At 65.1% G+C, this 13,291-nt stretch carries 12 protein-coding genes and 1 other annotated feature; of the genes, 9 read left to right on the forward strand and 3 right to left on the reverse strand.

Annotation, left to right across the window (positions count from 1 at the left end; translation table 11 throughout):
• The first annotated feature begins 43 nt into the window (after window positions 1-43).
• The 7 genes from GVL61_RS05115 (at window position 44) to GVL61_RS05145 (ending at window position 6,364) form a co-directional block, all read left to right on the forward strand.
• The gene (locus tag GVL61_RS05115) at window positions 44-1,426 is read left to right on the forward strand and encodes a M17 family metallopeptidase (RefSeq protein ID WP_159977659.1); all 1,383 of its coding nucleotides are present in this window, start codon (window positions 44-46) and stop codon (window positions 1,424-1,426) included.
• Window positions 1,427-1,534: 108 nt separating this feature from the next.
• Window positions 1,535-1,843, forward strand: a complete 309-nt coding sequence (locus GVL61_RS05120; RefSeq protein ID WP_159977661.1) for an SH3 domain-containing protein — start codon at window positions 1,535-1,537, stop codon at window positions 1,841-1,843.
• A complete protein-coding gene (gene argC, locus GVL61_RS05125) occupies window positions 1,843-2,766 on the forward strand; it encodes an N-acetyl-gamma-glutamyl-phosphate reductase (RefSeq protein ID WP_159977663.1) in 924 nt (307 codons plus the stop codon). Before GVL61_RS05120 ends, argC begins: the two co-directional genes overlap by 1 nt.
• A gap of 377 nt (window positions 2,767-3,143) precedes the next feature.
• Entirely contained in the window at window positions 3,144-3,482 is a 339-nt protein-coding gene (locus GVL61_RS05130) for a P-II family nitrogen regulator (protein ID WP_043978976.1), read from the forward strand.
• A 138-nt stretch (window positions 3,483-3,620) separates the two neighbouring features.
• On the forward strand, window positions 3,621-5,030 hold the full coding sequence (gene glnA / locus GVL61_RS05135; RefSeq protein WP_159977665.1) for a type I glutamate--ammonia ligase: 1,410 nt from the start codon (window positions 3,621-3,623) through the stop codon (window positions 5,028-5,030).
• A gap of 306 nt (window positions 5,031-5,336) precedes the next feature.
• The gene (locus GVL61_RS05140; protein ID WP_159977667.1) at window positions 5,337-5,969 is read left to right on the forward strand and encodes a lysozyme; all 633 of its coding nucleotides are present in this window, start codon (window positions 5,337-5,339) and stop codon (window positions 5,967-5,969) included.
• Window positions 5,966-6,364 (forward strand): DUF1801 domain-containing protein, encoded by a 399-nt coding sequence (locus tag GVL61_RS05145; RefSeq protein ID WP_159977669.1) that lies wholly within the window; start codon window positions 5,966-5,968, stop codon window positions 6,362-6,364. Before GVL61_RS05140 ends, GVL61_RS05145 begins: the two co-directional genes overlap by 4 nt.
• 29 nt (window positions 6,365-6,393) lie before the next feature.
• On the opposite strand, the gene GVL61_RS05150 is transcribed toward GVL61_RS05145, so the two are convergent.
• From GVL61_RS05150 to GVL61_RS05160, 3 genes are all read right to left on the reverse strand, one after another.
• Complete coding sequence (locus GVL61_RS05150) at window positions 6,394-7,884, reverse strand: SulP family inorganic anion transporter (protein ID WP_159977671.1); 1,491 nt, start codon at window positions 7,882-7,884, stop codon at window positions 6,394-6,396.
• A gap of 65 nt (window positions 7,885-7,949) precedes the next feature.
• Window positions 7,950-8,005: a sequence feature (sul1 is cis-regulatory element that is thought to sense ions involved in sulfur or methionine metabolism; They are found in Alphaproteobacteria), on the reverse strand.
• 92 nt (window positions 8,006-8,097) lie between these two features.
• Window positions 8,098-8,934 (reverse strand): arginyltransferase, encoded by an 837-nt coding sequence (locus GVL61_RS05155; RefSeq protein WP_159977673.1) that lies wholly within the window; start codon window positions 8,932-8,934, stop codon window positions 8,098-8,100.
• Between the two features lie 215 nt (window positions 8,935-9,149).
• On the reverse strand, window positions 9,150-10,406 hold the full coding sequence (locus GVL61_RS05160; RefSeq protein ID WP_159977675.1) for a threonine ammonia-lyase: 1,257 nt from the start codon (window positions 10,404-10,406) through the stop codon (window positions 9,150-9,152).
• A 103-nt stretch (window positions 10,407-10,509) separates the two neighbouring features.
• Here GVL61_RS05160 and GVL61_RS05165 point away from each other — a divergent pair, with 103 nt between their 5' ends.
• Together GVL61_RS05165 and GVL61_RS05170 are read left to right on the forward strand one after the other, a co-directional pair.
• A complete protein-coding gene (locus GVL61_RS05165) occupies window positions 10,510-11,418 on the forward strand; it encodes an NAD(P)-dependent oxidoreductase (protein ID WP_159977677.1) in 909 nt (302 codons plus the stop codon).
• Window positions 11,415-13,181, forward strand: coding sequence for an amidohydrolase (locus GVL61_RS05170; RefSeq protein ID WP_200844671.1), 1,767 nt, complete (start codon window positions 11,415-11,417; stop codon window positions 13,179-13,181). The genes GVL61_RS05165 and GVL61_RS05170 overlap by 4 nt, the downstream gene beginning before the upstream one ends.
• Window positions 13,182-13,291 lie beyond the last annotated feature (110 nt).

Here is a 13,291-nt window from a genome sequence, read left to right on the forward strand (position 1 = left end):
TCCTCTCGCACTCATGCTGGAGGCGAGGCTAAAGAATCAGGGCATGAGCGACAAGAACGCATTGATCCAACCCGATCGCGGTCAGAAAGCCGTTTCCATCCATCTCGTCGACAAGGACGGACTGGAGAAATTCGTCAAAGGCCTCGACATTCCGCAGCGCGCCGCGATCGCGGCCAATCGCTTCGCCGGCGCTGCGAACGACCATGCGATCATCCCCGACGGCGACGGCTGGGCCGTAGTCGCCGGCGTGGCCGACACCGCCGCGCTGACGACCTGGTGCATGGCCAGACTGGCCGAGAAACTGCCCGCAGGCACCTATCGCCGTGCGGGCGGTGAGCCGGGCGCGGCCATGCTGGGCTGGATCACCGGCCAGTACAGCTTCGAGCGCTACCTCTCCGATCCTGACGACGAAGGCCCCCGTGTGCTGCTCACTGGCGAGCCGAAAGGCATCGCTGCGGTAACGGCGGAGGCTGAGGCGATCATGCTGGTGCGCGATCTCGTCAACACACCGGCCGAGGACATGGGCCCGGCCCAGCTCGAAGCCGAAGCGGAGAATCTCCACAAGGCCTTCCGGGCCGAACTTCGGATGACCCGAGGCGACCTGCTGGAGCGCGATTTTCCCATGGTTCACGCAGTGGGCCGGGCCGCGAGCCGCTCCCATGCCCCGCGCATGATCGAACTGGAGTGGGGCGATCCGGCGCACCCGCGCGTCGCCATCGTCGGCAAGGGCGTGTGCTTCGATTCGGGCGGGCTGGACATCAAGCCCGGCGCGGGAATGCTGCTGATGAAGAAGGATATGGGCGGAGCCGCGCATGCGATCGCCCTCGCCCGGCTCATCATGGACGCGGGCCTGCCGGTGCGCCTGCACCTGCTGGTCCCGGCGGTTGAGAACGCCATTGCCGGGAACGCCTTCCGTCCGGGCGACGTGCTGAAAAGCCGCGCCGGCATCTCGGTGGAAATCGGCAATACCGATGCCGAAGGTCGCCTGATCCTGGGCGATGCGCTCACCCGCGCAGGCGAGGAAAAGCCAGACCTGATCATCGACTTCGCCACCCTGACCGGCGCCGCGCGCGTTGCGGTCGGCCCGGACCTTCCGGCCCTTTTCACCCGGCTCGACACCACCGCCGAAGCGCTGCTAGCCGCTGGCAAAGCCCAGGACGACCCGTGCTGGCGCCTGCCGCTGCACGAAGGCTACCGCGAATACCTCAAGTCCGACATCGCCGACATCAACAATGCCGGCTCCAGCGGGTTTGCAGGCGCCAGCACGGCGGCGCTGTTCCTCGACCGCTTCGTACCCAAGGGCATCGACTGGGCGCACTTCGATACCTTCGCCTGGCGGCCTGCCGCCAAGCCGGGCCGACCCAAGGGCGGCGATGCGCTGGGCCTGCGCGCGGCGTGGCACATGCTGCGGGCGCGTTATGCCTGAACTTGCGATCCAGCCGTGACCCGGCTAAGCGCGCCCATCTTTGCTTTTGGAGACGCACCGACGTTGGCACCTGTGGATTCGTATACCCGCCCTCCCCGGACCGAAGGCATGCTTGCCATGACCGGCCCGAGCGTGCGCGCGGATCCCGGCTGCCTTCCGGTGCGCGGTGACCTTGCCCATATCAAGCTGGCCGGACTGTACTTCGTGCCGCATTATGCCGCACCGATGCCGCACGCGCTCAGCGCCGGCGCCGTGCTGCGCGCCACCGGGCGCAATGACGGCGAGGCCGTGATGGACCTGCCCGCCGCCGCGACTTTCAACGTGCTCGACATCTCCGGTAACTGGGCCTGGGGCCAGCTCGGCGAAGACGGGCCGGTTGGCTACGTCGCGCTGTCCCAGCTCGAAAGCGCCATCTGATGGCCGCAAGTGTCTTCATCGACGGCGCCGCAGGCACTACCGGCCTCGAAATCGCCGACCGGCTTGCCGGTCGCAGCGAATTCGAACTGCTCGTGCTGCCGGACGACAGGCGCAAGGACGATGCCGCCCGCGCCGAGGCACTGAACGCCGCCGACTTCGTGATCCTGTGCCTGCCCGACGAGGCCGCCAAGGCCGCCGTCGGCATGATCGCCAACGACCGCACCCGGGTGATCGACGCGTCCTCGGCCTTCCGCACAGCGCCCGACTGGACTTACGGATTCCCCGAGATCGTCGGCCGCGATGCCGTCGCCTCGGCCATGCGGGTGAGCAACCCCGGCTGCTACCCCAGCGGCTTCATTGCTCTGGTCGCGCCCCTGATCCGTGCCGGACTGCTGCCCGCGCAGTGGCCTTACGTATGCCACGCCGTCTCGGGTTACTCGGGCGGCGGCAAGGCGTTGATCGCCCGCTTCGAGGCCGACACCGACATCGCCTTCCGCGCCTATGGCCTGGCGCTCGGCCACAAGCATGTGCCTGAAATGCTGGTCCATGCAGGACTTACCCACGCGCCGATCTTCGCGCCTGCGGTAATCCCGGCGCACCGCGGGATGCTGGTCGAAGTGCCGCTGCACCTTGAAATGATGCCTGATGCCGGCACGCCCGAAGCCCTGCGCGCCGCTCTGACGGAATTCTACGCAGACAGCCCGGTCGTGAACGTCGTCGACGACCAGCCCGATGAACTGCTCCTGCGCGCAGCGATGGACCCGGTCGACAGCCTGACCCTGCGCGTGCTGGGTGCCAAGGACGGCACGCAGGCCCGCCTCGTCGCCATGCTCGACAACCTTGGCAAGGGTGCCAGCGGTGCAGCTGTGCAGAACCTCAACATCATGGCCGGCCTGGACGAAACCGCAGGCCTGCGACTCTGACGCCTGATCGACCCGGATCTGCCGGCCCCGAAGAAGGCAGGCGATCCGGGACCGGCGAATCGGTTTGAGCCCGGTCCTCGCCATCGGCAACTGAACCTCCGCCCCCTGCCCAAAATCCCGCACTGCACAATTTTCAGGCACGGCCTGCCTTAATCTTGAACAGATCTTGTCCATGGCGGGCAGCGGACATTGCCACAGTCTGTCAACCAACGGGACAAATGGTGCAAATCCGGTCTTTTCGCGGTTGCACACTTCGCCTACCACTCGAGTAACGCATTGGCACGATTCTTGATAGGAATCGCGCGCGAGGCATCTGGTTCCCGGACCGGTTCCCTCTTAGAAACAGTCCGGGTGCAAGTGCAGGGGTCCAGGCAGGCGTGAAAAAGATCGAAGCCATCATCAAGCCGTTCAAGCTCGATGAAGTGAAGGAAGCGCTCCACGAAGTGGGTGTATCCGGCATCACCGTCACAGAAGCCAAGGGCTTCGGACGTCAGAAGGGCCATACCGAACTCTATCGCGGCGCCGAATATGTCGTCGATTTCCTGCCCAAGGTGAAGCTGGAAGTCGTCGTTCCCGATGCCCTGGCCGACCGCGTGGTCGAAGCCATCGCCGACGCCGCGCAGACCGGCCGCATCGGCGACGGCAAGATCTTCGTCGTCCACGTGGAAACCGCTGTGCGAATCCGCACCGGAGAACGCGACGACGACGCGCTCTAAAAGCGTTATCTGTTGAATTTACGTCCGGCCTCGGCCGGACCCGGGAATATGCCGGTGGGGGCCGGCTGAATTCCCGAACTGCCCACTCACCCCTATCCTCTTGCGCGGTGCGCACGAGTAACCTGGAGAACCAATACCATGGCAAGTGCAAAGGACGTCCTGAAGAAAATCAAGGACGAAGAGATCGAGTGGGTCGATCTCCGCTTCACCGACCCCAAGGGCAAGTGGCACCACCTGACCATGGTTTCGACGGTTCTCGGCGAAGATGAGCTGGAAGACGGCCTCATGTTCGACGGTTCGTCGATCGAGGGCTGGAAGGCCATCAACGAGTCGGACATGATCCTCAAGCCCGACCTTACCGCCGTCTACGTCGATCCGTTCTCGGCCACCCCGATGCTGATCGTGTTCTGCGACATCGTCGAGCCTTCGACCGGCGAACTCTACGCCCGCGATCCGCGTTCGTGCGCCAAGCGCGCCGAAGCGTTCGTGAAGTCGGCAGGCTTCGGCGACACCGTCTACGTCGGCCCCGAGGCCGAGTTCTTCATGTTCGACGACGTGAAGTTCTACGACGGCTACGACGGCAACGGCTTCAAGATCGACGACATCGAACTGCCGGGCAACACCGACAAGTCGTACGACACCGGCAACCTGGGCCACCGTCCGCGCGTCAAGGGCGGCTACTTCCCCGTCGCTCCGGTCGATTCGTGCACCGACATCCGCGCCGAGATGGTTTCGACCATGCTTGAAATGGGCCTGCCTTGCGACAAGCACCACCACGAAGTGGCGGCTGCCCAGCACGAACTCGGCATGACCTTCGGTACGCTGGTGACCACCGCCGACCGCATGCAGATCTACAAGTACGTCGTGTGGATGGTTGCGCAGGCCTACGGCAAGACGGCAACGTTCATGCCCAAGCCGATCATGAAGGACAACGGATCGGGGATGCACACGCACATCTCGATCTGGAACGAAGGCAACAACTCGTTCGCCGGCAACGGCTACGCGGGCCTGTCCGAGAACTGCCTGTACTTCATCGGCGGCGTCATCAAGCACGCCAAGGCCCTCAACGCCTTCACCAACCCGACCACCAACAGCTACAAGCGTCTGGTGCCGGGCTACGAAGCACCGGTTCTGCTGGCCTACTCGGCCCGCAACCGTTCGGCTTCGTGCCGCATCCCCTACGGTGCCGGCACCAAGGCGAAGCGCGTTGAATTCCGCTTCCCCGACGCGATGGCCAACCCGTACCTGTGCTACGCCTCGCTCCTGATGGCCGGCCTCGACGGCATCAAGAACAAGATCCATCCGGGCGAAGCGATGGACAAGAACCTGTACGATCTGCCGCCGGCCGAACTCGCCGAAGTGCCGACCGTCTGCGGTTCGCTGCGCGAAGCTCTGGACAGCCTCCAGGCCGACCACGCCTTCCTTCTCGAAGGCGGCGTGTTCACCGAGGACCAGATCGAAGCCTATCTCGAACTCAAGTGGCCCGAAGTGCTGCGCTGGGAAACCACGCCGTCGGCCGTTGAATTCGACATGTACTACAGCCTCTGATCCCCGCGATCTGAAGCTGGCGACCAGTTCGCCGAGTGGGGCGCCCGGAGAAATCCGGGCGCCCTTTTTCGTGGGGGTCGCTTCCGTCACCCGGTACAACCGATGACATTTGCCGCCCCGCTGCAACCTCATGCAGAATCCGCTTTCCTACAGACTGCGCTCAGGCTTAATCAAACGGCTGCCCGAAAAGGACCGGTCAGCACTAACGGCGGTAGTGAAGACCGCTTCCAACACATTCGGGCGCACCCGGGCAGTCACTTCTGCCCGCGATACTTCGTGCAGTCATGTCGTGAAAGGAAGTTGTTCATGAACAGAAAGCCCGTTTTCGATGCGGTTCGAAAGATGCTGGGCCGCAGCTTCACCCAGACCGAGGTCAACGCACTGGACAAGGCCATCGACCTTGCAGGCGGCGCCCTCCCCGCCAGCGAAGCCCCGGAACCTGCGCCGACGCCCGCGCTTGCGCCTGCGTCCACCGGCGCTTCGCTGGGCGCACCGGGCGCCAGGCTCATCAAGAAATGGGAGGGCTGCGCCACCCGCCGCGCAGATGGGACTTTCTCCGCCTACCCCGACCCCGGCAGCGCCGACGGCAAGCCCTGGACGATCGGCTGGGGCTCCACCGGCGCGGACGTGAAGAAGGGTGTGATCTGGGACCAGACCCAGTGCGATGCCCGCTTCGACATCGACATGGTCGCCTACGTGAACGAAGTGGCCACCTTCCTCGGCACGGCGGCAACCACGCAGAACCAGTTCGACGCGCTGGTTTCGTTCCACTACAATACCGGGGCGATCCGCAAGTCGACGCTGGGCAGCCTGCACAAGCAGGGCAAGTTCGCCCAGGCGCAGGAACAGTTCGGCAAGTGGATCTACAACGACGGAAAGCCAATGAACGGCCTCAAGTCGCGCCGCGCCGAAGAGGCCAAGCTCTACGGAACGCCATGACCGAGCCAGCCGAGGACCAGAAATCACCCGCCCGGCATATCGACGAACGCATCGCCGAACTGGGCGACTGGCGTGGCGATACGCTGGCGAAAGTACGCGCGCTTGTTCTCGAAGCGCTTCCGGGTGTGGTCGAGGAATGGAAATGGCGCGGCGTGCCGACATGGTATCACGGCGGCATCGTCTGCACCGGCGAGACCTACAAGGCCGCCGTCAAGCTGACCTTTGCCAAAGGAGCGGCGCTCGAAGACCCGAAGCACCTGTTCAACGCCAGTCTCGACGGCAACGTGCGCCGGGCCATCGACCTGCACGAAGGTGACGTGATCGACGAACCGGCGCTGAAAGCGCTGCTGGTGGAGGCCGCAGCGCTCAACGCAGTGAAAGGCAAGAAGCGCTAGGGTCGCCGCCTCCCCGCAATGGAAAAACCTCAGTGCGGGGCGGCGCCGATCTCCACCCCGGTCTTGTCGTGCAGGGCGAAGCGGTCGACGATATCGGCACTGGCTTCGTTGTAGCCAATCACCTCGACGCTACGACCTTCGCGGCGCAGGCGCGCGACGATCTTGTCCAGTGCGCCGACAGCGGAGATATCCCAGAAGTGGGCCTTCGACACGTCGATCAAGATGTGGCCGGGACTGTCTTCGGACTGGAAGGCACGGGTGAAGCGCTCGACCGAGGCGAAGAATATCTGCCCTGAGACGCGGTAGGTCGCGCCTTGGGGCGATATCTCGCGCTCCACTGCGAACATGCGCTGAACCTTGCCCGCAAAGAATATGCCCGAAAGCAGCACGCCCGAAAGCACGCCCAGCGAGAGATCCTGCGTGGCGACGACGACCACGACCGTCACCAGCATCACCACAGAGGACGTCGGCGGATGACGGCGCAGGTTGGTGATCGAACTCCAGCTGAAGGTCCCGATCGACACCATGATCATCACCGCCACCAGAGCCGGCATTGGCACCCGCCCCACGTAAGGGCCCAGCACCGCGAGCAGAAACAGCAGGAAAGCGCCCGCAACGAACGTGGAAAGCCGGCCTCGCCCGCCCGACGTCACGTTGATTACCGACTGCCCGATCATCGCGCAGCCGCCCATGCCGCCCAGCAATGCCGCGACGACATTGGCGCCGCCCTGGCCCATGCATTCGCGCTTCTTGTCGCTGTCGGTGTCGGTCATGTCATCGACGATCTGCGCCGTCAGCATGGATTCCAGCAGTCCGACCGCCGCCATCGTCAGCGAAAACGGGGCGATGATGCGCAGGGTCTCGAACGTCAGCGGCACCTGCGGCAGCGCAAAGCTGGGCAGGCCCTCGGGCAGCTTGCCCATGTCGCCCACGGTGTGAACCGGCAGGCCCATGCCGATGCTGATCGCCGTGAGCAGCAGGATCGAAACAAGCGGCGAGGGCACCGCTTTGGTCACGCGCGGAAACAGGTAGATGACCGCAAGCCCGCCCGCGACCATGGCATACGTCTGCCAGCCCACATCGGTAAGCTGGGGCATCTGCGCCATGAAGATCAGGATGGCGAGCGCATTGACGAAGCCGGTGATGACCGAACGCGAAACGAACTGCATCAACAGGTCCAGCCGCAGCAGGCCGGCGATCGCCTGGAACAGGCCCATCAGAATCGTTGCGGCAAAGAGGTATTCCACGCCGTGGTCACGCACCAGCGGCGTCACCAGAACCGCCACGGAGGCGGTTGCCGCGGAGATCATGCCGGTCCGCCCGCCGATGCAGGCGATGACCATGGCGATCGCCACCGATGCATAGAGCCCCACGCGCGGATCGACTCCGGCGATGATCGAAAAACCGATGGCCTCCGGGATCAGCGCCAGCGCGACGACCACGCCGGCCAGAACGTCACGGCGTACACCGACGCCATTTGTAAACCACTGCCGCCGATAGCGGGCAATCGAATTGGACATGGGAAAATTCCACAAGAAGCCACACGGCACGCATCTGGGCGCGCTTGAAACTGGGTGATGTGTGACGTTGTCCGGCGGATCGGCGGCCGGAATAGCCACCCGGATTTTCACCGGGTCCTTGCGAGTGACGTGCTGTTAGCGGAGCAGCGCGCCGTTTAGCAAGCCATTGCGAGCGTAACGAAGGAATCCAGCCTCTGCCAAGGACCGGGTCTGTCAGCCCTTGGTGATGGCAGGCATACCGTCCTTCGGACCGGCCGCGTCATCGCGGCTGCGGGGATTGGCGACGGCTGCCGCGATCAGGCGGTCCTGGTCGGCAGGGTCGATCCGTTCCCACCCCGAGCGACCGAGCTTTTCCATCGGCCGGTAGCGCACCTTGTACTGCATACGCGGTGAGCCTTCGACCCAGTAACCCAGGTAGACATAGGCCAGCCCCATCTCTTCGGCGCGGCGGATGTGATCGAGGATGATGAAATTGCCCAGCCCCTGCCGCCCTTCGTAGTGCGGATCGTAGAAGGAGTAGATCATCGAGAGCCCGTCGCACTGGCGGTCGGTCAGGCAGGCGCCGACGAGGCGGCCCGGCACGACGCCGTCGACGGAGGGTTCGCGGTACTCGATCACGTAGCTGGTGACGGGGGTGTGCTCCACCATGTCGGCAAAGTCGACTTCGTCCATCGTCGTCATTCCACCTTCGGGGTGGCGCACCGAGAGATAGCGCTGCAGCAACTCGAACTGCTCGCTGGTGGACCACGGCCGGCAGACGGTGGCGATCAGGTCACCATAGGCCTTGAGCGTGCGCTTCTGCGAGGACGAGGCGACGAACTCCCCGGTGACGACCCGCACCGATACGCAGGCGTTGCAGTCTATGCAGGAGGGGCGGTAGGCGACGGTCTGGCTGCGGCGAAACCCGATGCGGCCCAGCGCATCATTGAGCGAATCGGCGTGCGGGCCCTTCAGCTCGGTGAAAACCTTGCGCTCGCTACGCCCCGGGAGATACGGACACGGCGCCGGGCTGGTCACGAAAAAGCGTGGAAATCGAACCGGAGCCGTCACCGAACTTGGTCTTCCTCTTGCGTTATGCCGGCGCGTGGTCCGCCTCTACCCCCGAAATATGCATGCCGCTGCAGCGCGTTGCGAGTCTTTTAACTACAAAAACCGACCGGGCTGTATCCAAATCGCACCAGTCCGGCGGTAATGGCCTGTATCCGTGCCAATTCGGCACGTCGGGGCAGGCTAAAGATTAACTCACTGCCGGCCCCGTGCAAACTCTATTCGGTCTCGACCTGCTTCACTTCGTAGCCCTCACGCCGCAGGGCGGAGACGAGAGCGTCGAGCTGCGCCTTGTCACGCGCCTCGCATTCGATCTCGGTGACGAGACCCTTGGCGGGCAGGTGCGTGAAGATGCGCTGATGGAACACCTCGATGATGTTCACATTGTGCTCATGGAACACCTTGGCGACCTTGAACAGGGCGCCGGCGCGGTCCTGCAGGCCGATTTTGAGGCGGGCGAGACGGCCCGAGCGGGCAAGATCGCGCAGCAGCACGTTGGCAAGCAGGCGGGTGTCGATATTGCCACCCGAAAGAACGATGCCGACCTTGCGCCCCTCGAACAGCTCGCGATTGTTCATCACGGCGGCGAGACCGGCGGCGCCGGCGCCCTCTACCAGAGTCTTCTCGATCTGCAGCAGCAGCGCCAGCGCGCTCTCGATCTGGGATTCACTGACCAGCAGGAATTCGTCCAGCAGGCCGCGCAGCAGCTTGGAGGTCATCAGCCCCGGCACGATCACCGCGATACCCTCGGCCAGCGTATCGCCGCCGATCGGCAGGGTAGTGCCCTTGAGCAGATTGTACATCGAGGGGTAGAGCTGCGCCTCGACGCCGACCAGCCGGATATCCGGCTTGATACCGCGCGCCACGGTGCCCATGCCCGAGGACAGGCCGCCGCCGCCCACCGGCAGCACCAGCGTGTCGAGATCGGGCACGTCTTCCAGCATTTCCAGCGCGACGGTGCCTTGCCCTGCCGCCACATGCGGGTCGTCGAAGGGGTGGATGAAGGTCAGGCCCAGCTCGCCTTCGAGCTTGCGCGCGTGTTCATAAGCCTCGTCGAAACTCTCGCCGTGGAGTACGACCTTGCCGCCCACGCTCTCGGTCTGCATGACCTTCACCGTCGGCGTGGTCTTGGGCATGACGATGGTTACGGGCACGCCAAGCCGGGTGCCGTGATAGCTGAGGCCCTGCGCGTGATTGCCGGCAGAGGCCGCGATCACGCCGCGCGATTTCGCTTCTTCGGGCAGCAGCAGCAGCGCGTTGAGCGCGCCGCGCTCCTTGTAGGCGGCGGTAAACTGGAGGTTCTCGAACTTGAGCCAGATGTCGGCGCCGGTGATCGCGCTCAATGTCGCGCTGTGCAGCGTCGGCGTCCGCACGACCTTGCCCGAAATTCGCTCCGCCGCCGCGCGAACGTCGGCTGCGGTCAGCGGGGCGGCCTCGGCCGCTCCGGGAGCGATGGTGAGCACTGTCTGGTCCATGACGGCGCGACTACCGGAAACCACGGCGAATTGAAAGCACGCTTGCCCGCACGGTAGTGCCTGGGCGGTTTGCTTTTGCCCAAAACCCGCTAGAACGCGTTCCATGAGCGACACCACCATAGAGCGCCGCAAGGTTTCCTTCCTCGGGCTGGGGACGATGGGCGGCGCGATCGCGCGCCACATTGCCGAAGCCGGTCACGAACTGACGATCTACAACCGCTCGCCCGAACGCGCGCGCAAGTGGAATGCCGACAACCCGGGCCTTGCCCACCGCATCGCCGCCAACCCGGCGCACGCCGCGCAGGATGCCGATGTGGTCATCACCTGCGTGGGCAACGACGACGACCTTGCCGACGTGGTGCTGGGCCCCAACGGCGTATTCCGCATGCTGAAGAAGGGCGGCGTGTTCATCGACCATACCACCGTTTCGGCCCGGATCGCGCGGCAGATCTCGGTCGAGGCGCGTGATCTCAAGGTCCACTGCGTCGACGCGCCAATGACGGGATCGCAGATCGGCGCGGAAAAGGGCACCCTTACCCTGATGTGCGGCGGGCGCGACGACGCGATCGAGGCCGCACGCCCGATCATGGAAGGCTATTCCACCCGTATCGTCCATGTCGGCAAGCCCGGCTCGGGCCAGATCGCCAAGATGGCCAACCAGATCTGCATCGCCGGCAACGTCGCCGCGCTGGCAGAGGCCGTGCGTTTCGCGCAGGCATCGCACCTCGACATGGAAAAGGTCTACGAGGCCATTTCCGGCGGGGCCGCCCAGTCCTGGCAGATGGACAACCGCCTCAAGACCATGGACGCCGACGAATTCGACTTCGGCTTCGCGATCGACTGGATGCGCAAGGATCTGGGCCTCAGCCTTGAGGAAGGGCGCGGGCTTGGCGTCTCGCTGCCGGTGGCGGCGCTGGTCGACCAGTTCTTCGCCGACCTGCAGGCGATGGGCGGCGGCCGTCTCGATACCAGCGCGATCATCAAGCGCCTCCCCAAGAAGGGCAAGAAGTGAAGCATAGCATTGCGGCAGCCACTGCGCTGCTCGCCGGGACTGCCCTGACGGCTACCTTTTTCGCGTCTCCGGCCCTTGCCGATATCCTGGTCGACAACGTTGAAGGCGTCAGCGCCGACGGCAAGGGCGGCATTGATCATTTCGAAGGCTTCCTGATCGGCCCTGACGGCCATGTCCTGCAGGTCTTCCACCGCGGCGACAAGCGGCCCAAGAAGGTCGACTATCAGGTCGACGGCAAGGGCCGCGTGGTCGTGCCCGGCATGATTGATGCCCATGGGCACGTCATGGCCACCGGCTTTGCGAAAATGACGCTGGACCTTTCCGCCGCCAAATCGCTGGACGAGGCCCTGTCGCGCGTCGCGGCATGGGTAGCCGCCCATCCCGAGGCGCCCTGGGTGCTGGGCAGCGGCTGGAACCAGGCGAGCTGGAACAAGGACGGCAGCGGCCCCGACCGCATGCCCACCGCCGCCGAGCTGGACCAGGTGACCGGCGGCAAGCCCGCCTGGCTCGTCCGCGTCGACGGCCATGCCGGCTGGGCAAACTCCGCCGCGCTTTCCGCCGCCGGTGTAAGCGCCGCCAGCGCTGACCCGGCAGGCGGCCAGATCCTGCGCACGGCGGGCTCCAGGGCCCCGGCCGGCGTACTCATCGACGCGGCCACCGCGCTGATCGAAGCCAAGCTGCCGCACCCCCGACCCGATGACCGCGATTCGGCGCTGGGCGAGGCGCAGCTTGCGCTGCTCGCCGCAGGCGTCACCACCATCGCCGATATGGGCACCACGATCGAGGACTGGCAGGCCTTCCGCCGCGCCGCCGACAGGGGGGACCTGCGCGTGCGCATCGTCTCCTATGCGGCCGGGATCGATAACATGAGCCTGATCGGCGGCCCAAGGCCGACGCAGTGGCTTTATGAAGACCGGCTAAAGATGAACGGGGTCAAATTCTATCTCGACGGCGCGCTGGGATCGCGCGGCGCCTGGCTCAAGGCGCCTTACGCCGACGACGCCAAGGCGAAGGGCCTGGCCCGGATGAGCCAGACGCAACTGGGCAACCTGATGAGCCGCGCGGCGATCGACAACTTCCAGGTCGCCGTCCATGCCATCGGCGACGAAGCCAATGCGACCGTGCTGGATTCGATCGAAGAACTGTCCGCCACCTACAAGGGCGACCGGCGCTGGCGCATCGAACATGCGCAGATCGTCGACCCCGCCGATATTCCGCGATTTGGCCGCAACGGGGTGATCGCCTCGATGCAGCCCCAGCACGAAGCTTCCGACCGCACCATGGCCGAGGCCCGGCTGGGCCCTGCGCGGCTGGCCGGGGCCTATGCGTGGAAATCGATCTCGGCGGCAGGCGCGACGCTGGCCTTCGGGTCCGATACCCCGGTCGAACCGGCCCATCCCTTCGAGGGCTTCGCGGTCGCGATCAGCCGCACGGGCGCCGACGGTCAACCTGCCGGCGGCTGGCAGCCGCAGGAAGTGCTTTCGCGCGAGGCGGCGCTGGCAGCCTATACCACGGGCGCGGCCTACTCCCTGTTCGCCGAAGATCGCCTTGGCCGCATCGCCAAAGGATACCGCGCGGATTTCCTTTTCGTCGACAACGATCCGATGACGGCAGCGCCGGAGCAGGTCCGCTCGACGCGGGTGCTGGAAACCTGGATCGGCGGCAAGCTGGCATGGTCGGCGGCGCAGGACGGCGGCAAGGCCGGAGTGCGGCGCGAGCGTGACCCGAGGCCGGAACCCGCCAATGGCGCGCAGGGCCGCTAGACCGCAGCAACAGCTGTAGTCCTTCGACAAGCTCAAGATCAGCGGGGCAGGAGCGATTGTCGCCCCGTCCCCGCTGGCCTTATTCCCGTTATTCTGAAATTCCGCTCAGG

The organism is Novosphingobium sp. 18050 (genome assembly GCF_902706195.1).
GTDB lineage: Bacteria > Pseudomonadota > Alphaproteobacteria > Sphingomonadales > Sphingomonadaceae > Novosphingobium.